The organism is Parabacteroides merdae ATCC 43184, assembly GCF_025151215.1.
Lineage (GTDB): Bacteria > Bacteroidota > Bacteroidia > Bacteroidales > Tannerellaceae > Parabacteroides > Parabacteroides merdae.
The window spans coordinates 3,209,437-3,234,849 of the sequence record NZ_CP102286.1 but is presented as its reverse complement, the minus strand read 5'-3'; the positions used below and the strand labels follow the sequence as shown (position 1 = coordinate 3,234,849).

The 25,413-nt window shown below is 45.0% G+C and carries 16 protein-coding genes; 7 read left to right on the top strand and 9 right to left on the bottom strand.

Translation table 11 applies throughout. The features are described from left to right. The first annotated feature begins 2 nt into the window (after positions 1–2). From NQ542_RS13465 to porW, 7 genes are all read left to right on the top strand, one after another. Complete coding sequence (locus NQ542_RS13465; RefSeq protein ID WP_005633434.1) at positions 3–1,610, top strand: RagB/SusD family nutrient uptake outer membrane protein; 1,608 nt, start codon at positions 3–5, stop codon at positions 1,608–1,610. A gap of 8 nt (positions 1,611–1,618) precedes the next feature. Then, positions 1,619–3,361, top strand: coding sequence for a hypothetical protein (locus NQ542_RS13460; RefSeq protein ID WP_227945689.1), 1,743 nt, complete (start codon positions 1,619–1,621; stop codon positions 3,359–3,361). A 9-nt stretch (positions 3,362–3,370) separates the two neighbouring features. Then, positions 3,371–4,489, top strand: coding sequence for a glycoside hydrolase family 88/105 protein (locus tag NQ542_RS13455; protein WP_005649658.1), 1,119 nt, complete (start codon positions 3,371–3,373; stop codon positions 4,487–4,489). Between the two features lie 99 nt (positions 4,490–4,588). Then, the gene (locus NQ542_RS13450; RefSeq protein WP_005633428.1) at positions 4,589–5,821 is read left to right on the top strand and encodes a 3-phosphoshikimate 1-carboxyvinyltransferase; all 1,233 of its coding nucleotides are present in this window, start codon (positions 4,589–4,591) and stop codon (positions 5,819–5,821) included. 69 nt (positions 5,822–5,890) lie between these two features. After that, the gene (locus NQ542_RS13445) at positions 5,891–6,313 is read left to right on the top strand and encodes a hypothetical protein (RefSeq protein WP_005633426.1); all 423 of its coding nucleotides are present in this window, start codon (positions 5,891–5,893) and stop codon (positions 6,311–6,313) included. Positions 6,314–6,446: 133 nt separating this feature from the next. Then, on the top strand, positions 6,447–7,250 hold the full coding sequence (locus NQ542_RS13440; RefSeq protein WP_005633423.1) for a metal ABC transporter permease: 804 nt from the start codon (positions 6,447–6,449) through the stop codon (positions 7,248–7,250). 8 nt (positions 7,251–7,258) lie between these two features. Beyond that, complete coding sequence (gene porW, locus NQ542_RS13435; RefSeq protein WP_005633420.1) at positions 7,259–10,852, top strand: type IX secretion system periplasmic lipoprotein PorW/SprE; 3,594 nt, start codon at positions 7,259–7,261, stop codon at positions 10,850–10,852. Between the two features lie 62 nt (positions 10,853–10,914). Here the strand turns inward: porW and uxaC are convergent, their stop codons facing one another. The 9 genes from uxaC to NQ542_RS13390 form a co-directional block, all read right to left on the bottom strand. Beyond that, entirely contained in the window at positions 10,915–12,318 is a 1,404-nt protein-coding gene (uxaC, locus tag NQ542_RS13430; RefSeq protein WP_005633418.1) for a glucuronate isomerase, read from the bottom strand. Between the two features lie 82 nt (positions 12,319–12,400). Next, positions 12,401–13,069, bottom strand: a complete 669-nt coding sequence (locus tag NQ542_RS13425; RefSeq protein ID WP_005633416.1) for a bifunctional 4-hydroxy-2-oxoglutarate aldolase/2-dehydro-3-deoxy-phosphogluconate aldolase — start codon at positions 13,067–13,069, stop codon at positions 12,401–12,403. 40 nt (positions 13,070–13,109) lie between these two features. Next, positions 13,110–14,153: a sugar kinase gene (locus NQ542_RS13420; RefSeq protein ID WP_005633413.1), complete on the bottom strand. Its 1,044-nt coding sequence runs from the start codon at positions 14,151–14,153 to the stop codon at positions 13,110–13,112. A gap of 80 nt (positions 14,154–14,233) precedes the next feature. Next, positions 14,234–15,676, bottom strand: coding sequence for a sulfatase-like hydrolase/transferase (locus tag NQ542_RS13415; protein WP_005633410.1), 1,443 nt, complete (start codon positions 15,674–15,676; stop codon positions 14,234–14,236). Between the two features lie 10 nt (positions 15,677–15,686). Next, on the bottom strand, positions 15,687–18,221 hold the full coding sequence (locus tag NQ542_RS13410; protein WP_087879961.1) for a glycoside hydrolase family 95 protein: 2,535 nt from the start codon (positions 18,219–18,221) through the stop codon (positions 15,687–15,689). A gap of 87 nt (positions 18,222–18,308) precedes the next feature. Beyond that, a complete protein-coding gene (locus NQ542_RS13405) occupies positions 18,309–20,012 on the bottom strand; it encodes a RagB/SusD family nutrient uptake outer membrane protein (RefSeq protein WP_005649653.1) in 1,704 nt (567 codons plus the stop codon). 12 nt (positions 20,013–20,024) lie between these two features. Then, a complete protein-coding gene (locus NQ542_RS13400) occupies positions 20,025–23,282 on the bottom strand; it encodes a TonB-dependent receptor (protein ID WP_224204069.1) in 3,258 nt (1,085 codons plus the stop codon). A 238-nt stretch (positions 23,283–23,520) separates the two neighbouring features. Then, positions 23,521–24,513, bottom strand: coding sequence for a FecR family protein (locus tag NQ542_RS13395; RefSeq protein WP_005633401.1), 993 nt, complete (start codon positions 24,511–24,513; stop codon positions 23,521–23,523). A 66-nt stretch (positions 24,514–24,579) separates the two neighbouring features. Next, the gene (locus NQ542_RS13390; RefSeq protein ID WP_005633399.1) at positions 24,580–25,134 is read right to left on the bottom strand and encodes an RNA polymerase sigma-70 factor; all 555 of its coding nucleotides are present in this window, start codon (positions 25,132–25,134) and stop codon (positions 24,580–24,582) included. Positions 25,135–25,413: the final 279 nt, after the last annotated feature.

The window sequence follows — 25,413 nt, the reverse complement described above, 5'->3', positions numbered from 1 at the left end:
AAATGAAAAAGATATTCTTAACATCGATTATGTTTTTGTCATTATTCTTCAGTTGTGATATTTTGGAAGAAGAGCCGAAGACAGTATTGCCACCGGATGGATATTATAATACAAAAACAGGTATTGAGACGCTTGTAAATGCTTGCTATGCAAGATTGCGATCGTTTTCGGCATCTACAACTAATTTGTTACAACTGACTGAACAAGGTACAGATATTTTTGAAGCGGGTGTGGATGGAGATGTGAATTTTGATACTTATAACATCTCTCTTACGGCTGGCCAAATCACAAAAATATGGGAAGAATGCTATATAGGTATTAATGCATGTAATAATGTAACCTATTTTATTAACTCTGTCTCAGATATGTCTGATTCAGATAAAAAGTTACGTGAAGCGGAAGCTCGCTTTTTGAGGGCTTATATGTATTATCATTTAATTATGCAGTTTGGAGATGTGCACTTGTCTCTTGAACCGACGGTTGGTGTACAGACGGAAGCTAATCGAACTGCGGTTGCACAAATATTGGATGAAGCTATTTATCCGGATCTGCGTTATGCGGTGGAGAATTTGCCTACACAACAAACTGATTATGGACGTATTGATGTGTATGGTGCCAAATTTTTTCTCTCTTATGTTTTGTTATCTGATGAAAGGAGCAGCAAAGTCGAGTTTGAAGAAGCTGCTCGATTAGCGTCTAGCGTTATTAATGAGTCACAATATACGTTGCAAGAAACAAGAGATATGGTCTTTAATCAGAATAATGATATGAATAAAGAAATTATCTGGAGTTTACAGTTCTCGGAAGATGAATCGTTAAGGGAAAATGGAAATCAGACACATTTATATTTTGTTCCGAAATATGATGCTAATATTCCGGGAATGACTCGTACTGTGGAATATGGGCGTCCTTATGCTCGTTTTAAACCGACTCAGTTCATGTCGGACTTATACGACTCTTCTATTGATTCCCGCTATCAGGCTTATTGGCGTGATACATGGTATGCTACAACTGCGACTGATAAACTATCTGTGGGAGATACAGCTTTTTATCTTCCGAAAGATGCTTGGAGCAAAGCTCAAATCGATTCGAAAAACTATAAAGTTTTTAATCCGGAATTTAGTGAGAGTTTAGGAAATGATTATAGTACGGTAAGTAATCGTGTGTTTTTACATTTAAAGAAATTTGATGATGTAAAACGAGCTACCATGAATGAAGAAAAAGGCACTAGGGATTGGGTTTGTTTTAGAGTTGCCGAAGCTTATCTTTTGGCTGGTGAAGCCTATTATAGAGCTGGTGATGTGGATAATGCTTTGAAATATATCAATATGTTGCGTAGAAATTGTGCAATCAAAGGAAAAGAAAAAGAAATGGAAATTTCAGCATCCGACTTATCAGTTGATTTTATTTTGGATGAACGTGCCCGTGAGCTTTGTGGAGAGGGGAAACGCTGGTATGATTTGAAACGATTAGGCAAACTGATCGAAAGGACTGATTTGCATAATAAAAAAGCACATGGTAATATGAAATCATTCCATGAATTGCGCCCTATACCTCAGAGTCAGATTGATAGATGTACGAATGTATATCCACAAAATCCCCAATGGTGAGAAATAAAATGAAAGATATTATTAGACTCGTATTGGTGTTTTTCTTTGCGATTTCTATCCCCTGTAAAGGGGAGGATGTGCCGATAAAAGGATGGATCATATTATCCGATAATATGGATAATGCGATTACGACAATAAAAGCGGCGAAAGGTTATAAAATTAACCATCTTCAACTTTCTCATCAGATTATTCATAATCTGATGGAAGTAAAGAATGAATCAGTACGAAATCAGGTAAGGAACCTCACCCGATTGGCTCATCAGGAGGGAATTGGAGAGGTGCTTGTTTGGGATCATAGTTTTTATGCGCTGGATTATTATCCAGCGCAATTTAAGACGGGTCCTCATGGAACTCTTAATATGGATAATCCGGCTTTTTGGGAGTGGTTTAAGCAGGATTACCGAGGAATGCTTGATTTGATCCCAGAAATAGATGGATTGGTTCTGACTTTCATTGAAACAGGTGCATATGCAGAAAAGCAATACTCGAATTTGTTAAAAACAAATGAAGAAAAATTAGCTGCAGTAGTAGATGCTGTTGCTGATGTTGTCATTAATGAGCGCGGAAAGAAGTTATATATAAGAACTTTTGCCTATTCGAAAGAAGAGTATGCAAATACTGTTGGCTGTATCAATCATATTAAAAATGACAAAGTAATCTTAATGATGAAAGAAACTCCTCATGATTTCTTTTTGACTCATCCGAATGATCCTTTTATTGGTAAAATAAATAAACCAACGATCGTCGAATTTGATACGGGAAATGAATATAATGGTCAGGGAGTTATAGCCAATACGTGGCCTGAATATGTGACAAAACGTTGGACAGATTTTATTAAGCGACCGAATGTAATTGGATATGTAGCCCGGACAGACCGGTATGGAACAACAAAGTTGGTTGGTTCTGCCAATGAGATATTGTTATATGCTTTAAAGCGCTCAACTGAGAATCCAGAGATTTTGCCTGATCGGATATATGATGAATATATTTCAACCCGATATGGGAAAAAGGCTTTGGAACCGGTAAAGAATGCTTTTAAAAAGGCATACGATATTGTTTTGTCTTCCATGTATATTTTAGGGACAAATGCGGCGAAACATTCATCTATGGATTATGATCCTTATAGTAGTAGCTATGATAGGCATGTTTCAGGGCGATGGCTGGAACCACCTGTTGTATTTGTGGAGCATGGAATCAATAAGGAATTTCATTATTGGAAAGACATTATTAATCATATAGCTCCGGCACGATTTAAAACAAAAGATTCTCGCTTGGGATTAGAGGCAAGATATGTGATTGAGCAGAATTGGGTTACGCCTGTAGAGCTAATGGATAGTCTTTACCTCAGCTATATTATTACGGAAAAACGGTATGGTGTAAGTTTGGCTAATGAGGCATTAGCTGATATAGAACGGGCTAAAGACCTTTTAACCCCTTCGGATTATGATGATTTATATCGGCTTTTTAAAAGAACGGCTTTGACTGCGCAGCTTTACGAAGCTGTATCCACTGCCTATTTCGGATTTAGGATATATGCCAAAGGGAAATCTTATCGATATGAAAATCTTGAAGAGCAGATTAGGTCTGCTTTGAATCGAATAGATCTCGTTACGGATGAAATGAAAGGTATGCAAGGAGAATATCCTTTAGGACAATGGGACTGGCTGAAGGATGCAGAAACTGCATTATCTTATAAAAATAAGATTCTTACGGGATGGAAAGAGTATAATAATGTCAAATTTACGCAATAGATTTAAATAATGAGGTGTGTTGTGAATTTCTTTGTGACTGTTTGTCTGTTTATGTCTATAGTACAATTAGCAAGTGCACAAAAAAACTATTTTAAAGATTTACCAGAAAATTGTTCTCCTGAGAAAGTTGGAGCTATCCTTAGCCGGAATTTTATTCCATCTAAACACATGTGGTACGGAAAAGGGAAATGGATCCATTATGCAGAAGTTTGTACGTGGTATGGAGCGCTGAGATATGCGGAAATTACCGGTGATAAACAATTAGCTGGACAATTAAAGGATCGTTTTGACTTACTTGTTACAATGGAAAAATCTCATTTGCCTATAATGGATCATGTAGATTTGAATGTGTTTGGTTGTATCCCGTTAGAATTGTATAAGATAACGAAGGATAAGAAATATTTGGAAATGGGTTTATCCTATGCTGATACACAATGGACTTTGCCGGCTAATGCAACCCCAGAGGAAAAAGCCTGGGCGGATAAAGGACTATCTTGGCAAACTCGTCTTTGGATTGATGATATGTTTATGATTACAATTCTTCAGGCCCAAGCATATCATACAACAGGGAAACGTGAATATATGGATCGTGCAGTGAAAGAAATGGTTGTCTATTTGGATGAATTACAGCGTCCCAACGGATTGTTCTATCATGCTCCTGATGTTCCGTATTTCTGGGCAAGAGGGAATGGGTGGATGGCTGTAGGCATGGCAGAATTATTATTGTCTACTCCGGAAGATAATCCGAATCATGCTCGTATTTTAGAGGGATACCGCTTGATGATGAAAAGTTTAAAAGATTATCAGGATAAAAGTGGTATGTGGAATCAGTTGATTGATAAGGCTGACTGTTGGCCTGAAACATCTGGTTCTGCTATGTTTACCTATGCAATGATTATGGGAGTGAAGATGGGATGGTTAGAAGCTGAAGAGTATGGACCTATAGCTAGAAAAGCATGGATTGCTTTAGTCCCTTATATTAATAAGGACGGAGATGTGGAAGAAGTTTGTGTCGGTACTGGAAAGAAGAATGATCTTCAGTATTATTATGACCGTCCTCGGATTATTGGCGACTATCATGGACAGGCTCCGATGCTGTGGTGTACTTATGCATTGTTGTGTAAATAATGATTGTCGGAAAATTATTACAATAGTGATATCTGGACAATATTAGTGATATCTTCCCAATAATTTCCGTACTTTTGTATTCCATTTTAATGCAAAAGTATGAATTATACAATAAAGTCTCCTGATTCACTGAAAGCTTCCGTTAAGCTGCCCGCATCCAAGAGTATCTGTAATCGTGCGTTGATACTTAATGCGTTGAGCTATAGCCCGTATGAGATTCGGAATTTGTCGGATTGCGATGATACGGAGGTGATGGTGAAGGCGTTGAATTCGAATGACCGTGACTTTGATATAAAAGCCGCGGGAACTGCGATGCGGTTCCTGACGGCTTTTTTGTCTAAAGTGGTGGGCGAGTGGACGATTACCGGAACGGAGCGGATGAAGAACCGGCCGATCAAGATACTGGTGGATGCGCTGAATGCGCTGGGAGCACGGGTGGAATATATGGAGAAGGAGGGATATCCTCCTCTCCGCATTTTCGGAAGTGCGTTGCAGGGAGGCGAGATTTCGCTTGCCGGTGGGGTCAGTTCACAGTATATTTCGGCGTTGCTGATGATTGCCCCCCTGATGGAGAACGGGCTGACCTTGCATCTTGAAGGGGTTGTCATTTCGAAACCCTATATCAACCTGACGTTACAGCTGATGGAACAATATGGGGTAAAGGCGGAATGGAACGGGCAGACCATTAAGGTAAGACCGCAGGATTATCATCCGATACCCTTTACCGTTGAATCCGACTGGAGTGCTGCTTCCTACTGGTATTCCATGATGGCGTTGTCTAAAAATGCTGAGATCGAATTGCTGGGGCTGTTTAAGAACAGTTTGCAGGGAGATGCCGCCGGAGCCAAATTGTTTGCACAGCTTGGTGTGGGTACGACTTACACGGATCGGGGCGTTGTTTTGAAGCACAACGGGAATAGGACCAAAAAACTGAATTATAACTTCGTAAACGAGCCGGACCTGGCTCAAACCTTTGTCGTGACCTGTGTGTTATTGAATATCCCTTTCCGTTTTACCGGTTTGCAAAGTCTGAAGATAAAAGAAACCGACCGCATCGAAGCGCTTAAGACGGAGCTTCGCAAATTAGGATATCTCCTGACAGACAGCAACAACAGTATTTTGGAATGGAACGGCGAACGTTGTGAACCGCAAGCGCATCCTGTGATCACGACCTACGAAGATCACCGTATGGCGATGGCATTTGCACCTGCCGCCCTCGTGTTGCCGGAAGGGATCGAGATAGCTGACCCGCAGGTGGTCAGCAAAAGTTATCCGCACTATTGGAGAGACTTGAGAACCGCAGGCTTTATTATAATTGACAATGAACAATAGGCAATTGACAATTAGTTGTCGGTGTCTGGAAGTCCATTGTCAATTGCTCATTGTTAATTGTCAATTATTATGTGGTATATTGTTATAGGTATTATCGTATTGGGTGTTGTTGCTGCCATTGCCGGTTATTTTCGGAACCGGAAATGGCAGAAGATGCTGGAACGTGGGGAGATTTCTGAAATCCCCGAGGCACAGGAACTTGTCACTGACGAATGTTGCGGACAGCATGAAACCTGTGAACGCGACAGTCTGTTGGCGGCAGTCAGCAAAAAAATCGAGTATTATGACGATGAAGAACTGGACCGTTTTCGGGGAGTCGAGGCCGATGCATACGATGAAGATGCCGTGAACGAGTTCCGTGATGTGCTTTATACCTTGCAGGAGATCGAAGTGGCTGGCTGGTTGCGTAGTCTGCAACTTCGTGCTATTAATTTACCGGATGAGCTGAAGGACGAAGCGTTCCTGATTGTCGGGGAGCGGCGCATACATTAAGTTTCATAACCATGAAACAAAAGTTCCCCTTGCATGGAACAACAGTTTCATAGGCATGGAACAGGAGTTCCCCTATAATGAAACAGAAGTTTCCTGCCGGGAAACCATAAAAAAGGATATAAGAGGATAGAAAATGGATTTACTTCAATATGGTTTTTTCCAGCATGCCCTTTTGGGTAGCCTGCTGACCGCGATCGCTTGTGGTATCGTCGGGACATATATCGTGTCGCGGCGGCTTGTCTTTATCAGTGGAGGTATCACTCATGCTTCTTTCGGTGGATTGGGGTTGGGGTTCTATCTCGGGATGAATCCGATCTTGATGGCAATGTTGTTTTCCGTGCTCTCCGCATTCGGGGTGGAGTGGGCGAGCAAGACACAGAATGTGCGTGAAGACTCTGCTATTGCCGGGATATGGTCGTTAGGAATGGCATTGGGCGTTATCTTTATTTTCCTGACACCCGGATATGCACCGAATCTATCCGCCTACCTTTTTGGAAATATTCTGACTGTTTCGACGGGAGATATTATCTGGATAGCCGCTTTGGCGTTGTTGCTGGTTATCCTTTTTTCGCTTTTCCTGCGGGAGATCGTTTATGTGGCCTTCGATAGGGATTTTGCACTGACGCAAGGAGTGCCCGTCAAGTGCATAGAATATGTAATGATGTGCTGCATCGCTGTGACGATCGTCCTTTCGATCCGTCTGGTCGGGATCATGCTTCTGATGAGTTTGCTGACGTTGCCTCAGATCACCGTAAACCTTTTTACATCAGACTTCAAGAAGATCATTTTCGGAAGTATTGCCATCGGTTTCTTGGGATGTGTGTTCGGGCTCGTCCTTTCTTATCTTCTGAATGTGCCTTCCGGGGCGTTTATTATTCTTGTCCTAGTCCTTTTCTTTTTGATAGTGAAAGCAATAAAAGCGGTTTTAAAGCGTTAAAAGGGGAAATGAAGAAAGGTTTCTACTATATAATCGCATTATTGATTGTCTCTTTGTTTTGGTCTTGCAGTACGAAAAAGAATACCAAGGCAAGCCGCTTCTATCACGCTTTTAATTCCCGCTATAATATCTATTTCAACGGAAAAACATCGTTTGACGAAGCGTTGCTTTCCATGCAGAACGGCTATAAGGAAAGCTATTCCGACATGATACTGATGTACCCGATCAGTGCGCAACCGAAAGACAAGCCCGAAACCGGAGGTCCTTTCGACCGGGCGATCGAGAAAAGCAATAAAGCGATCAAGCTCCACTCCATCAAAGCAAAGCCGCCTAAGAAACCGGGATGGCGCAATGATCCCAAACAACGTGCCTGGCAGGAACAGGAAGAATACAATCCGTTCCTCAAAAAGTGCTGGTTGATGATGGGGCAGGCGCAGTTCTATAATGCTGATTTCTTGCAGGCATCTGCCACTTTCTCTTACATAGCCCGTCATTATGCCCATGATGAAGAAGTGGTGGCCGAAGCCCGTCTTTGGCAGGCCCGCTGCTATTCTGAGATGGAATGGTTCTATGAAGCGGAAGATATCTTAGGAAAACTGAATACGAACGGTATCCCTCGCAAGAACCTGAACCAGTATGCGGCGGTATATGCCGACTACCTGGTGAAGAATAAGCAATATGAAGAAGCGGTCCCTTATTTCAAGACAGCGATCAAGGCAGAGAAGAACCGGCGCCAGCGTACCCGGATGAAGTATTTGTTGGGACAGATTTATGCCGAACAGGATCAGAACGGGCTTGCCTACCAGATGTTCGGACAGGTGATCAAAGCTAATCCTCCTTATGAACTGGAGTTTGCCGCCCGTATCCGCCAGACCGAAGTATTTACTGGCGGCAATTATCAGAAAGTGATCAAGATGTTGCAGCGGATGGCGAAAAGCGATAAGAACAAGGACCTGCTCGATCAGGTCTATTATGCGTTGGGCAATGTCTATATGAGCCGTGAAGATACAGTCAATGCCATCAAAAACTACGAGCTGGGTGTGGAGAAAAGCACACAGAACGGTTTGGACAAGGCGATCTGCCAGATCAAACTGGGTGATCTTTATTTCCAGAAGCGCGACTATGTCAAGGCACAACCGAATTTCAGCGGTGCATTGTCCGGCATCCAGAAAGAATATAAAGACTATGAACGGGTATCCAAGCTGTCTGCTATCTTGGACGAGTTGGTCGTGCATGTGGAGGCGGTCCATTTGCAGGATAGTTTGCAAACTCTTGCCAAAATGCCGGAGTCGGAACGGCTTGCCGTGATCGACAAAATCATCGAGCAGGTGAAGAAAGAGGAGGAGGAAGCCAAGGCCCTGGCCGAGAAAGAAGCTTATCTGGCGGAACAGGAGGCAAAAGGGACTGGTATCGACCGTCCAGGAACAGAGACTGGCGGCATCACATTACCGACGACGTCCGGAGGTTCCGGTTTCTATTTCTATAACCCGCAGGCAGTATCACAGGGAAAAGCAGCTTTCCAACGTAAATGGGGACGGCGTGCGCTGGAAGATGACTGGCGTCGACGTAAGAAAGAAATGTCCACTTTTAATGAGAATATGGCAGACGAAACTGAGGATGCTTCCGAAGGAGAGGTGGGCGAACTGGCTACCGATTCGCTCGAGGCCGGACTGGAACCTGCTGCTTCCGATGACCCGAAAACACGTGAGTATTACATTCAGCAGCTTCCGTTGACACCCGAAGATATCCAGGCTTCCAATATTATCATAGAAGATGGTCTCTATAACATGGCTATGATTTATAAGGACAAACTCGAGGATATCCCGTTGGCAACCGAAGCCTTTGAGGAACTGGAACGCCGTTTCCCGAAGCATAGTCACCTTTTGGAAAGCTACTACCAGGTTTATCTGATGGCTCTTCGTTCCGGAAACCAAGCGCTCGCTGCTGCTTATAAGAATAAGTTGGTTACGACTTTCCCTGAATCGGATTATGCGGTTGCGATTGCCGATCCGAATTACGAATATAATATCCGGATGATGGACAAGGTGCAGGATTCGATCTACCAGGCGACCTATGCAAGTTACCTGGCGGAAGATACGGTCACCGTTCGTCGTAATTATCGCGATGTCAGTGCCAAGTATCCGTTGGCGGATCTATTGCCTAAGTTCATGTTCCTCGAGGCGCTGACCTATGTGCAGGCTGGGGATGCTGAAGGTTTCAAAAACGCCTTGAAAGCATTGGTTGAGAAATATCCGACGGCTGATGTGACGGAACTGGCGGGTGAAATGCTGAAAGGTGTTCTGCGTGGGCGTATGATGGTTCAAGGTGGTATTAGGGGAATGAGTTGGAACTTGCGTTTCGGTGTGGGGGATGATGGTACGTTGTCGGCAGCCGACTCGGCACGTGTCTTTACGGCTGAATCTAACACGTCTTACCGGATGCTGTTAATGTTCCCGACCGGAACACTCGATCGTAACCAGTTGCTTTTTGCCGTTGCCGCCTATAACTTTGCCAATTTTATGGTGAAGGAGTTTGATTTGAGTTTTGAAGAAGCCGGTCCGATGAGCATGTTGACGATTCATGGTTTCTTCAATTTGGATGAGATCTTTCATTATTATAAGATGATCTACGGAGCGGATGGCTATGCAACTGCATTGGACAAAAATGTGGCTATTCTTCCGATCTCCGACGACAATTATGAAACCTTGATGCGGGGAAAGACGCTTGAGGAATATGTCGAATTCTTCCAGGAAAACTTCGGTGAGGCCGTTCCTGAACTGGCCGCTCGTTGGAAAGCCCGTATGGCTGCCGAACAGATCAAAGAGGAAGAGGCAAAAGCTGAAGAGGCCGAAGCACAGGATTCTGAAAATATTCCGGAAGAAAAGCCGGAACCTGTCAAGAAGACCGTCCGCCCGAAAGAACAACGCCAGCAGCAGGCTGTAGAAGAAGTTGTTGTACCGTCTGCCGTAAAAGATACGGTTCCGGTAGAACTTCCGGCGGTCGATACAATGACTGTCCGTGAAACAGAAACGCTCCTTCCGGCGGATGTAGATACTGTTTCTGTACAGCCGGTTGTAAAAGATACGGTTGTTCCGGCATCGTCCGACACCGTTTCCGCTGTTGTCACTCCTGTCGAACAACCGAAGGAACTCACGTTGAAAGAGATCGAAGAACTCCGCAAGCGCGAAGCCGATGAAGTTGAAGCCCGTAAGGAAGAAGCTCGTAAAGCTTTTGAAGCTCAACAGAAAGCCGAAAAAGAATTGCAGGAAAAGAAGGCAAAAGAAAACGAGGAACTTCTGAAGAAGCAAAAGGTTGAAGAAGAAGCGTTGCTGAAAGCAAAAGCCGAACGAGAAAAACAGCTTGAACGCGACCGCAAGGCCAAGCTGAAACAGGTCGAAGCCGAACGTAAGGCGAAACTCAAAGCCCGTGAAGAACTGCGTAAGCAGAAAGAACGTGAGTATAAGGAACGCCTGAAGCAAAAGGAAAAAGAACGTAAGCAGAAGGAACGCGAATACAAAGAAAAGCTGAAGGCCAAAGAAAAAGCCCGCCGCGAAGCCCAAAAGGCCAAAGAGGCGGCTGCCAAAGCGAAAAGAAAGAGGTAAAAAAACAAGGGCCGTGTCAAATCTTTGCTGACGCGGCCCTTTATAATTAAGGAAAGTTTCTTTTAGAACTTGAAATATCCTTTCGCATTATTGTAACTGATATCTTCGACCATCTTACCGATGAACGACAGTTCGGATGCAGGCAGTAGACCGTCTTCCACTTCGCGGCCCAGGATGTTACACAGGATGCGGCGGAAGTATTCATGACGCGGATAGGATAGGAAACTGCGTGAATCCGTGAGCATTCCGACGAAGCGGCTCAGCAACCCTAAGTCGGACAATGCGTTCATCTGCTTTTCCATGCCGTGAATCTGATCCAGGAACCACCAGCCGGAGCCATACTGCATCTTGCCCGGAACCGTGCCGTCGTTAAAGCTGTAGATCGTTGTCATCAGCAGTTCGTTATCGCGCGGGTTTAGGTTGTAGAAGATAGACTTTGCCAATACGCCTTCTTCGTCCAAACGGCTCAGGAAGCGAGCTAGCGGAGCTGCGACTTCTGCATCTCCAATTGCATCGTAGCCTGTGTCGGGACCTAATTGCTTAAACATGCGGACGTTGTTGTTGCGGGTTGCACCATAGTGGAACTGTTGTACCCAGTCGCTTTTGGCATCCATAACCGCAAATTCGTACAACATGGCAGAACGGAATTTGTCGATTTCTTCGACTGTCAGTTCTTTCTTCATACGTGCTTTCAGGAATATGGCCTCGATTTCAGCATCCGTATAGGGTTCGGCATAGAATGTAAGTATTCCATGGTCGGACAGGCGGCAGCCTTGTGACGCGAAGAAGTCGTGACGTTTCTGCAAAGCGTCGATCAAGTTTTTGAAGTTGAGGATCGACATGTCGGCAGCTGCTTCCAACTTGGTCAGATATTCGTTATATGTATCGACATTCTCGATTGCCATAGCCTTGTCCGGTCGCCAGGCAGGAAGCACTTTGGTTTTCAGACTGCTTTGGCGGATCTGGGTATGATATTTCAAATCATCGATCGGATCGTCGGTCGTACATACGACTTCCACGTTCATACGTTCCATGATTGCCTGGGCACGGAACTCCGGTGTTTGCAATTTGGCTGTGCATTCGTCGTATATCTCGCGGGCGGTGGACGGATTCAGAACCTTGTCTATGCCGAAGATACGGCTCAGTTCAAGATGGGTCCAGTGATATAGAGGGTTGCGCATGGCATACTGCAGGGATTCAGCCCATTTTTCAAATTTTTCATACGCTGGTTTATCCCCTGTGATGTATGTTTCAGGTACGCCGTTGGCACGCATCGCACGCCATTTATAATGGTCACCACCCAACCATATTTCCGTCAGGTCGGCAAACTGATAGTTGTCGGCTATCTGTTGCGGGATCAAGTGGCAGTGATAATCGATGATTGGCATTTTGGCTGCGTGTTCGTGATACAGTTTCTGAGCTGTCTCGGACTGGAGCAGGAAATTGGAATCGAGAAAGGATTTCATGATTTATGATTTTAGATTTATGATTTATAGATTTCTGAATTATGATTTATCATCGGCGCATAAATCATAATTCAGAAATCATTTAACGATATTTCTTGATAGTTGCCAGTGCATCGCGGCAAAGTGTGGATATTGCCTCCCAGTTGCCGGCTGCAATCATTTCTTTCGGGAACAGCTTGGAACCCATGCCTACGCAAGTCACGCCAGCTTTAAACCAGGCCGACAGATTTTCTTCCGTCGGTTCTACGGCGCCTGTAGCCATGATCATAGACCAAGGCATCGGAGCTTTGATGTTCTTCACGAACGATGGTCCGCCTACGTTTCCGGCAGGGAAAATCTTACACAGGTCACAACCTACTTCTTGGGCGAAACCGATTTCCGAAACGGAACCGCATCCTGGTGTATATGGGACCAAGCGACGGTTACAAACCTTTGCGATTTCCGGGTTGAACAATGGGCCGACAACGAAGTTAGCACCCAATTGCAAGTATAGGGAAGCTGTTCCGGCATCCACGATAGATCCGACGCCTAATACCAGTTCGGGGCATTCTTTTGTAGCGAACTTGATCAGTTCGGCAAATACTTCATGAGCGAAGTCACCGCGATTGGTGAATTCGAATGCACGGACACCACCTTCGTAGCAAGCTTTGACAACCTGCTTTGCGATTTCTACATCTTTATTGTAGTAAACAGGTACCATTCCTGTGCTGACGATCGCATCGAGTACCTGCATTTTATTGAATCTTGCCATGATAAGATTTCTGAATTATGAATTATGATTGAATTGTCACTTATCTTGAAACTCGTCCGGAAGCATCGCCACTCATCAACTTTTCAACTTCTTCGACTGTCACTTGGTTGAAGTCGCCGTAGATCGTGTGTTTCAAGCAAGATGCAGCGACAGCGAAATCGAGTGCTTTCTGGTCGTCTGTCGTATAAGTCAGCAGACCGTAGATCAAACCTCCCATGAAAGAGTCTCCACCACCTACACGGTCAACGATATGAGTAATGTCGTAACGACGAGACTGGTACAGTTTGCCTTTGGCATAGAGAACGCCGCCCCACGTATTGTGGTTTGCATTGATAGCGCCGCGCAGTGTGATGATCACTTTCTTTGCACGCGGGAATTTAGCCATCAATTGTGTGCAAACGGATTCGAATTCGGCAGCGTTTACTTCACCGTTTGTGGCTGTTACGTCGAAACCTTCTGGTTTAATGCCGAATACCTTTTCCGCATCCTCTTCGTTACCAAGGATTACGTCACAACCTGCAACCAGTTCCGGCATCACTTCAGAGGCCGTTTTGCCATATTTCCACAGATTTTTGCGGTAATTAAGGTCGCATGATACGGGGATACCCATACGGTTTGCCACTTGGATAGCTTCGAGGCAAGCATCTGCCGCACCCTGTGAAATGGCCGGTGTAATGCCTGTCCAGTGGAACCAGGATGCATCTTTGAATACTTCTTCCCAGTTTACCATTCCCGGTTGGATTTCGGAGATAGCCGAGTGAGCGCGGTCATAGACGACTTTGCTGGCACGGGCTACCGCACCTGTTTCCAGAAAATAGATACCCAAACGGTCGCCGCCGTAAACGATGTGAGAAGTCCCTACACCGTATTTACGCAGGTCCATTACGCAAGCACGCGCAATGTCGTTTTTAGGTAAACGGGTTACAAACTCGGTTGCAATACCATAGTTTGCCAGTGATACGGCAACATTAGCTTCACCGCCACCAAAGGTAGCATTCAATTTATCACTTTGACAAAAACGGAGATAGTCTGGAGTGGCCAGTCTAAGCATGATTTCTCCAAAGGTTATTACTTTCTTATCCATATCGATGGTTTATAATGTGTTCAGACCACAAAAGTAGAAGTTTATTTTTAAATAAACATGGAGTGTGCGCGAAAACATAATTAATAACTGAAATTATTCCAGAAAACAGATGTATCATTTGTCCTCTTCTGCTCTTCAGCCATCTTTTCGCGAAGACGCTGGATTGTTTTTTCGTATTTCTTTTGTCCGCTGAGATCGTTCCTCTCCCAAGGATCGTTTTTCAGATTGAATAACTGGGTCGTGCGTTTCCCATTCACATGATATTCAATCAACTTCCAGGTTCCATCGGAAATGCCGCGTTGATTATCCATATAGCTGTAATATAGGTAGTCGCGGACAGGTTCTTTCCCATCTAAGGAAGAAAGTAGACTGATACCGTCTACCGATTGGGGTACAGGTAGTTGGAGCATGTCGCAAAGGGTTGGGAATACGTCTATCAAGTAACATAGGTCTGCGGTCTTTTTACCGGTATGCTGTGCGGCAGCTTTGATCATCAAAGGGACGCCAACGCTATGTTCGTATACATTCTGTTTCCCCATCAGGCCGTGTTGTCCGACTGCCAACCCGTTGTCTCCTGCAAATATGATGATTGTGTTTTCATATAACCCGTTATCTTTCAGAGTTTGGATAATGTTGCCTACGCGTTTGTCTACATGGGAGATCATGGCATAGTATTCCCTGATATGTTTTTTGATTTCATCCGGACGGCGGGGAATAGCAGCCAATATTTCGTCACGTATTTCTAATTCTCCGTTATCGAACGGGTGCTTTTCCATAAAATTGGGTGGAAGTTGTATTTGGCTCTGGTCGTAAAGCTGCATGTATTCATCCGGCATGCTCCGAGGGTCATGGGGAGACATATAGGCTACCGACAAGAAGAACGGCTGGTTTTTATCTTTTTGTTGTTGAATATATTCGACGGCTTCATGGGTGAAAATATCTACGGAATGCTTTCCTGAATACATATATTCTCCTATTTCATATTCTACTTTGTTCGATTTTGCCTGGTTATGGATGACCGGACGACGTTTTCCGTAATTCATATCTGCATGGTAATCGTACAAGGGAACATTCCAGTGATCCCACATGCCTCCGAAAAAGATGGCTTTCCCTTCTTTAAAGCAACGGTTCAGGGCTTCATAGCTACTATGCCATTTACCGGTATGGAATGTATTATAGCCGGCTTTCTGAAGGGTTTCACCTATCATCGTGTGCGAATTCGGGATTGTTGCTCCCTGTTTTTCGAGGTTATAAAGATATTTTCCGGTCATTAGCATGGCCCGACTTGGCATACTGACGGCTCCGGATGTACCACCCATGATGTGGGCGTTGGTGAAGACTGTACTTTCTCCTGCCAATTTATCCAGGTTGGGCGTTTGGACTTGTTCTTTTCCTAAAAAGTTCATTCCTGAAGCTCGCATGTCGTCGGCAAGAATCAGAATGATATTGGGCTTTTTATCTGCTGCCAGTGAACTGACAACAGATAAAAAGGAAACTCCGATCAATGATAATGCTTGTTTCATTTCTTCGTGTTTATTGTGTGATTAGATATGTTCCATCTTTTTGCGTTTCGAATGTCGCTTGGAAATATTCTTTACCGTTTGACCGGACCGGGGTGGATGTAGCTATGGTTCTACCGTTCGATTTGACCGTGAATGCTTGTCTGGCACGAAGTGTACAGCTTTTCCCAGACAGCGAATGGATATTGGCTTCTGTCAATTTTCCATTCTTCCAGTTCATCGTAATCTCGAAGTTGCCCCGTGCCTTCAGGCCGGAAACAGAGCCCTCTGCCCATACATCGGGCAAAGCAGGCAACAGATGGATGTATCCGGCATGGCTTTGCAATAACATTTCAACGACACCTGCCGTATAGCCGAAATTTCCATCGATTTGGAAAGGAGGGTGTGCACACAGTAAGTTTCGGAAGAGCCCTCCTCCTCTATGTGCACTGTTTCCGAATCCGACAGGATTGAACAGGTTGGCGATGATCTTGTAGGCGTGGTTGCCGTCTAACAAGCGTGCCCAGCAGTTTATTTTCCAGCCCATCGACCAGCCGGAAGCCAAGTCGCCCCGCAGTTCGAGTGTTTTGCGGACTGCATTGAACAGTTCCGGTGTTTTGTCCGGTGTGATCTGGTCGCTCGGATGGAAACCGTACAAGTGGGAGAAATGGCGGTGTTGAGGTTCCCATTCCTTGAAGTCATATATCCATTCCTGTAGTTGTCCACGCTTTCCGATTTGATAGGGTAACAGGCGTGCTAATTTATCTTTCAATTCATTGCGAAACGATTCATCCAGATTGAACATTTCCGAAGCGGCGATCGTGCGGGTAAAAGTTTCCCGGATAATGGCCATGTCCATGGTCGGTCCCATACTCATGGCTGCCGTTTGTCCGTCTTCCGTGATGAAGCGGTTTTCCGGAGAGACGCCTACCGGAGTCACCAAATGACCGTTGCCATCGTCTATCAGCCAGTCGGCAAAGAACTCGGCGGCCCCTTTCATCAACGGATAGGCCTCGTTTTTCAGGAATGTTTCATCCTGTGTGAACTGGTAGTGTTCCCATAAGTGGCTACACAACCACCCTTGCACCATCGGCCAGAAAGAAGCTGTCGGCACGTTGTCGTTCGGCAAGGACTCTCGCCAGATGGATGTGTTATGATGGGCCACCCAACCACGGCGGTTATACATATTCCGGGCTGTTTCGGCACCGGAGACAGACAGTTCCCGGATCATTCGGAAAAGAGGTTCTTGGCATTCCGACAGATTGGTGAGTTCGGCCGGCCAGTAGTTCATTTCTGTATTGATATTGATCGTATAGCCGCAGTTCCAGGCTGGAATTGTGTCTTTGTTCCAGATTCCTTGCAAGTTCAAAGGTTGTCCGTCTGGACGTGATCCGCTGATCATCAGGTAACGTCCGAATTGGAACAGGAGAGCTGCCAAGTCGGGATCGGCGTTTCCGGCAAACTGTTCGAGACGTTTGTCGGTCGGCATCGCCTTTTGTTCGGGAGAGGAAAACAGTTCGAAATCGACTCGGTCGAAAAGGGAACGGTAATCTTCCGTATGGCGTTGTTTCAGTGTCTGATAGTCATAGGAAAGGGCTTTTTCCAGAATGCTGGCTGCTTTGGCCGAAGGATCGATACCATCCCGGCTCGGACTTTTGTCGAAACCATTGAAACTTGTTGCCATACTGAGTATGAAATAGACTTCGTCCGTGTTGTATATATGGATACCGGCGTCGGTAATCTCACATTTCCCGTCTTTAGGGAAGACCGGTTTCAACTGGGCTTCGAAAAACATACCTTTCCCGCCGATCTCGTCGCCGTAAAGCATCCGTTTGTCGAACTTGCGTTTGCCGTTCGCATCGTAGAGTTCAGGGTGTTTGTATTGGTCGCCCCATTGTTCGATTTGCTCGAATGTACGCCGTTCCACATAGCCGGGAGCCTGTCCGTGCAGGATCAGACGGTCGTCAGTCCCTTTTTGCAGGGCTGTCGGATGAGGTGATGTGAAATCGAGCGAGATGTCGATGCCATTCGGTGTATCGCTTTTCAGATGCATGACGATCACATTGTCCGGATGGGAAGCGAATACTTCCCGTTCGTATTTCACTCCGTTTTGTTTATAGACTGTTGTGGCAACCGCATCCGAGATGTTTAATGCCCGTTTGTATCCGGCAGCATCTCCCGGCTTGTTGTTTTGGATATGCAGGTCTCCGAACGGTTGGTAATATTGGTGCAGGCGTCCCAGCCAGTTCTTGCAAACCAGGTCGGAAGCTGTCTTGTATTTTCCGGCTTTCATCAGCCCGACAACTTTGTCGAACATCTCCGGTGTTATTTTCACATCTTTGAAAACGACTGACGGTTCCCCGCTGTATAACGTGTTTTCATTCAGTTGAAGTTGTTCTTTCTCAACTCCTCCGAAAACCATTGCTCCCGCACGGCCGTTCCCGATGGGGAGTGCCTCGTCCCAGTTTTGGGCAGGCTTGTCGTACCACAAGGTGAGTGGTGCTTTTGAGGGTGTTCCCGTGCACGCGGCCAGCAACAAGAATGAGATCAGATAAGAAATAGTGCGCATATACATGGTATTTTTAAGATTATACAAAAAAGTGTCCAGATGCAAAGATATGCAATTCATCCGGACACTTTAAAGATTTAAAATGAATTAATATCCCGGATTTTGTTCGATCGTGGCATATACATTCCGTTCGATTTCCGAGTAGGGGATTGGCCAGAGATTATGATAATCCTCTATACTCATGCCTGTTCTGGGGTTATATCTTCGGTTCCTGTCGGCAAGTTTACCCATACGACATAAAGTCAGCATGCGGAGTTCTTCGCAATACAACTCGCGTAGGCGTTCGTCCAGGATATAGTCGATGTTTACTTCTGCCGGTTGTGCCGGATCGGCATTTGCACGACTACGAACCGTATTGACATCGGCTGCCGCTTTTGCCTGGTCACCCTTGTTGACATACGCTTCCGCTCTCAGTAGGTAGGTTTCGGCAAGGCGGAACAAGTAAACGTCTTTATAGGAGCCGTTCGCACTGTTGATTACCAGATGTTCGCCGAAAGGAGTCATCAAAGGATTACCGTTTGCGTCTTTCTGGTAGAATTCTTCGGGGAAGTTGTTAACACGAGAAATCTTTGTCATCAGCGGATACCACTGGCGGATCGAGTCAAGCTGTTTGTAATAACCGTCTTTTACCAGCCATTGCCCGAAAGCCGGAGATTCCGGATTATCGATACGCACGTCGCGGATGATGTTGTATTCCGAGTTCCGGATGTCGTTTTCCGAACCTTTGGACCAAATATCATTGAAGAAATGGCTGGTCGGCTGGATCCAGCCGATACCACGTCCACATTTGCCATCCGTCACTCCTAAGAACGCTGTTGTATTGATTTCCTCACCTGCCTCATTTTTAGCCGTTATTTTGATATTCTGGTAGTAAGGGATAAAGCTGAATGACGCATTGTAGTCCGTGTTGGAACCCGGATTTAGGTAATCATATTGCAGCACCCATAAACTTTCTTTGTTACCGCTACCCCTGTTTTGGTTGTTCAGCCGGAACAGATCCCAATAGACATCGCCGGCTTCGTTCTGACGTGAACCGAAACGGTTGGTCATAAGTGCCATTTCCGGATGGTCGATTACGGCACTTGCCGCTTGTATCGCTTCGTCATATAAGCCTAAACAGATGTTGACTTCTGCCAACAGGTGTTGTGCGACCTGCTTACTTAGCTTTCCGTCTTTTACCGATTCGATATTAGGAAGCAAAGAAACAGCTTCTTCCAGATCTTGTTTGATTTGCTTATAAACTTCTTCCCGGCTTGCCCGTACATAGTCGCGGCGAGGAGTCGTGATTTCTTCCAGAATCAAAGGGACGCCCCCGAATAGATTGGCTAGCATACGGTAAGCATACCCTCTGAACACCAAAGCTTCTCCTCTGATTACCTTTTTATCTTCGTCATTTACCTGGCTGGCATTTGTTAAACGGTTTAAAATAACGTTGGCATTGGATATGACCGTGTAGGATTCTTTCCAAACCTCTTTAGGTACGGCAAAAGTCGGTACCATCACGTTTTTATAATCATTCAACTTTGCCGGCTTATAGTAATCGGTTCCGTTGAAAGCAAAATCTGTTGCATAATAGAAAGCGAAGCGGGTGTCCATTGTCATCTCGCAGACCTGATATCTTACGCGGTTATACAGGTAGTTTAATGATGATTGGAAATGAGCGCTTGTCTCCATGGAATTCTCCGGCGAATAAAAATCCAGAGGTTCTTCTTTCAGAAAGTCGTGCTCGTCGCATGAAGAAAAGGAGGCGAATGCCGCTAAAAGCATAATGCCGTATTTGATTGATTTCATATTCATATATAATTAAAATTCAAGATTAAGACCAATAGAATAGCTTCTCATAACTGGATACTTGCTCGTGTTCAGACCAGTTCCTGTTTCAGGATCCCAACCATCCCAGTCGGTGAAAGTAAGGAGGTTCTTTCCTGTTACATACAGTTTCAGCCGGTTGACTTTGAACTTGCTTAGGAAAGAGGCGGGTACATTATAGGACAATGTAACATCCTGCAAACGGACGAAGCTGCGTTGTACATAAGGGGAAAACGTGTATCCGAGCGCTTGAGTATAATAGCCTAACTGGCGGTAACGTGCGTTCGGGTTTTCCGGTGTCCAGTAATCGAAGTTGAACAGGTTGTTCTGGTAGATATTATCCGGATTGGCAAGGTCTTTGCCCGGCTGTCCGTAATAATAATTCTTTCCCCCTTGTACGGAATTGATCATGAATTTGAATTCCCAATTTTTGTAGCGGAATGAGTTCTGGATGCTGAAGCGATAAGCAGGATCGGAATAGCCTATTATCTTCCGGTCTTTATCGGCGGTATATTTGCCATCGTTGTTAACATCTTCCACTTTATAAGTCCCATATTCGAATCCGTCGGGAATCAGGCCATTCTGTTTGTCTGCAATCTGCCACATGCCGATGATGTTGTAATCATAACAAACTCCATACGGATGGTTGATAAATATCTTATCGGAGATCAGGTCGTCTTCCCGTCCGTCACCGTCGGCATCGATTCCCAGAATACTTTTAACCTTGTTGCGGTTACGGGAGAAGTTGAATGTGACATCCCAGGAGAAATCTTTTGTTTCTATAGGGATTCCTGTTACGGTCATTTCAAAACCTTTGTTGCTCATTTTACCGATATTGGACGGGATTTTGTCCAGACCGTTCATTTGCGGAATATTGATATTGAATAACAAGTTGTTCGTTTGCGATGTGTAATATTCAACAGTACCGAAAATACGACTGTTTAAAGCACTGAAATCGGCGGCGATATTGAACGTATTGGTCGTTTCCCATTTCAAATCGGCGTTGGCCAACGATTTGATCCATTGCATTTGTTCGGCGCTTACGCCATCTCCAAACAGGTACCCGGCATTGACAGTCGAGTCGTCCACTTTAACGGAGCCAACTCCGGCTCCCATCTGTGCCATTGTCTGATACCGTCCTACCGTACGGTTACCGTTTTGGCCATAAGAGAGGCGCAGTTTCAGGTTCTCCATCCAGTCCACATTATTTTTGAAGAAGTCTTCTTCGCTGATACGCCATGCCAAAGCAGCGGAGGGAAATACACCGAACTTGTGGTTTTTCCCGAATCCGGAGAACCCATCGCGGCGGACTGTTCCGGTGACGATATATTTGTCGTTGAACGTATAGATGGCACGCAGCATGGTGTACAGGCTGGATTCTGTCCATGCGCCTGATTTAGCTGTTTGCAAGTCTGCCTGCCCTGCGTCCAGTTTGTTGTAGCCCAGAATATCATTAGAGAAGTTGGTTGCTCCTGCCTTTGTCATCTCGTACTGTCTTTTTTCCACTCCATATACGAAAGTGGCATTGATTGCATGCTTTCCGAACTTGTTTTTATACGACAGGATGTTGTCGACTGTCCAGTTATACTCGCTGTTGTTCTCTTTTGAACCGGAACCTGTAAAGTTCGCTCCCCATTTGTTGAAGTTGTAAATCTTGTTTTCGATCAGGTTCTGCGAGAAGTTCATACGGTAATTCAATCCTTTCAGAAATGGGAAATCAATGTCTGCATAGAAGTTTCCGAACAGATTGTAACGCTTGTTGGTGTCATCCTGTTGGATAGTCAGTAACGGATTCAGGGAGTTTTTATACGGTTCGCGAATATAGTCGCCGTTTTCATCGGTTGCCGCAACAATAGGAGGAAGTCCTACGACAGTAGACAGATCGGGTGATTCACCTGAATAATCGCTGACAGTGAAGAATGATTGCACACCTACTTTCAGGAAGCTCGTGATTTTGGTATCCATGTTGATACGGATGTTGTAGCGTTTGTATGTATCGTTGATTACCAAGTTCTTCTGATCTGTATAACCCATAGAGAAGAAGTAGCTGCTCAATTCGTTTTTCCCTCTTACACTCAGATTGTGATTTTGGATATAAGGGGTTTTGTTTGTCAGCATATTCCACCAGTCGGTTTCCGTCCCGTTTTCATATCCGTCCAGTGCGTTGCGGTCCATCAAATGCGAAGTCGGATCCCAATTCGGATTCGGTTGGAGCATATCGTCTCCAATACGGCTTTCTTCGAGGAAGCGGTCTGCGATCTTGCGAAGGAACCCGTCGCGTCCTTCGGGATACATGTCTTTGTTGGTCGGTTGCTGGTAAGAGAACGAACCGCTGTATTCGATTGTCGGTTTACTCATCACCTTACCCGTTTTGGAAGTGATCAGGATCACACCGTTGCTGGCTTCCGATCCATAAATGGCGGCGGCGCTTGCATCTTTCAGGATATCGATGGATTCGACATCGTTCATATTGATATCGACCATGTTCCCACGGAAAATGATGCCGTCCAGAACGATCAACGGACTGTTACCGCCACTGATGGACGTACGGCCGCGAATAGACATATCCGGATCTTTACCGGCTTCAGATACCGAGCTTACGTTCAGTCCGGGAACCGTCCCCTGTAATGCCGAACCCAAGCTGATATTCGGTGATTCCTGCAAAGTTCCCAGATCGGCACGGACAACAGACCCGGCCAGGTCGCTTTTCTTGGCCGTCCCATAACCGACGACGACGACTTCGTCCAGCTTCTGTGCGTCTTCCGCCAACTGCACGTTGATGTTCTTCTGGCTATCGACTGTAATCTCTTTGGTCACGTATCCGATATAGGAAAACTGGATCACCGCTCCCTGGGGAACCGAGAGGGTATAATTGCCGTCCATATCTGTGATGATCCCGTTGGTTGTGCCTTTTTCTACCACGTTAGCACCGGCAATAGGGCCTAAATTGTCACTTACCGTACCGGAAATCGTCACTTGTTTCTGTTGCTGTTGAACCGTTTGGGCAGAGATGATGATGTGATTGTTCCGGATGACGAATGTGCATCCGCTCTCTTTCAGGATCAGTGCGAGTGTTTCATTCAAAGATTTATTGTTAACAGAGGCATTGACCTGTTTATTCAGATTAATGACCGACTCATCATAGTCGACCGACATACCTGTTTGTTTCTCTATTTCGGAGAAAGCATCTTTGATTGTGATGTTGTGGGATGGCAGTGTGATCGACTGGCTACTGGCAACTGTCTGTTGCACAAAAAAGAAAAGAAAAAACATTAACGAAACGCGGAATAAACTAATTAGCTTATTCTGTTGTGTTTTCAGGTTTAATTCCATATTTTTGTAAAATTAGATATTTAAGTAAATACTATGCATGATTTTTATCCTGCCGGATAATTAGTTAGAATGAATGGTGTTGCTCGATTTCAAGCCGGGGAGATCTGATTGGCGTCATCTTCCCGGTTCTTTTTTTCATATTAGTATCTCCTCTTTTTTAGTTTATGTACACTTTGTCCTCTTTTATTTTGTAGTTCAGTCCTTTTATCATCTCTTTCATGACTTCCAGTACCTGTTTCAGGCCCTCGTCAGGATTAAACTTCATTGTAAAGCTTCTGCCGGCGAACCGTTCCGTCTCGTAATTGATCGTTACATCGAATTTACGTTCGATAGTCTTTACGATCTGGTCGAACGAGGCCGTCTGGAATATCAGATACCCGTCGGTCCATTGCATCACGCGTCCGGCGTCGACAGTATTGAGTGCCAGTGTTTCCAGGCGGTGATTGTAGATGATTTGTTCGTCTGGCGATAAAATCAGGCTTGTGTCTTGCTTCAAACAGGGATAGACTTGGATTTTCCCTTCTTCCAACGTGGCAATCGTAACATCCTGGTCTGAATAAGCGTTTAGATTGAATACGGTGCCGAGTGCTTTGACCGTCATATGGGCGGTTTTGACCAAAAAGGGTTTTGCCGGATCTTTGGCGACTTGGAAGCGGGCTTCCCCGTTGAGGAACAGGAGACGTCTTTTTCCCCTGAAATGTTTGTCATAGACCAGTAAAGAACCGGAGTTCAACCAAACTTTCGTCCCATCGGGCAGTTTTACTTGTTTCTGTTCTCCATTTGCGACGAAACATTCTTTCAATTGAGCTTCTTCCACAACCGGATTTACTTTTGTCAGATAATAATAGGTACCGAAAGCACCAAGCAACGGCAAAAGTAGTATGGCGGCAATTCTCTTGATATATAAGCCAATTGGCTTGTGAAGCATCCGATCGGATGCTTCGATCCGCTTATGTGGTCGGGATAATTCCTGGAAAGTGGATTCGTTTGCCACGGCAGATTTCTCTTCCCATAAAGTAACCATCGCCTTTTCTTTCTCTTCCTGAAAATTCCGGTCAAGCAGCCAGGCATGGAACTTCTTCTGTATTTCCGGGGACAGGTCGTTCTCGAAAAATTTCTCTATTAATATATGTATGTTTCTTTTGCCCATTTTTCGTCTTTATATTATAGCTAACGGATGAGTGGGGAAGCACACACAGCCGGAAGTGCATTTTTTTCAGAAAAAAAGCAGCAAAGTGGAATATGCGATCTTCCGCAATTCGGCAAGGGCTTGTGTCATGTGGTTTTCTACTGTCCGTTTGCTGATATTCAGCCGTTGGGCGATTTCTTCATTGCTCAGGCCATCTTTCCGGCTCATAATAAAGATGTTCCGGCGTTGAGGCGGCATCTTCTCGACAGCAATGTCAATGAGCAGCGATAGCTCCCTGGCGTAGAGTTCTTCTTCTATCAGATCGTCGTAGGTCGATCTTCTTTGCTCTTTTTGCTGGTAGTTTTCTTCGATCAGGCTGTGTTCGTAATAATCATAGATCATGTTGCGGGCCATGCGGAAGAGATAGGCCTTAAAAGAATCTACTTTTGAGATCGTTTCCCGGTTGGTCCAGATTTTATAGAAGATATCTTGGGTCATGTCGCTCGCTTCATCCCGGTTCTTTATGAAACCTGTTAAGAAGTGCTTTAGTCTTGGACTGTATTGGATGTAAAGCATATCGAAGGCTTTATGATCCCCCTTTCCAAGTTCTTCCAGATATTTTGACTCAAGGTTGATATCCATTTTTGTTTTCTATTGTACGCTCTATCCCTTTATAAATATGAAAAACGAAAGATATGGAAAATAATCTGAAGAGGCAATTTTTTTCAGCAAGAAATATCGAATTGAACAACAGGCTTCATCGAATGAAAGACCGGATAAACGATAATTTGAAGCAAGTGCCTGATAACTCGATGCAAGGAAAAAATGGTTCGTGCAGAATAATAATCCAAAAGTGTCAAATATTTTGACGCTCGCTTGCAAGGTAACGGGGAAGCGGATAACTTTACCGGAAAAAGATCT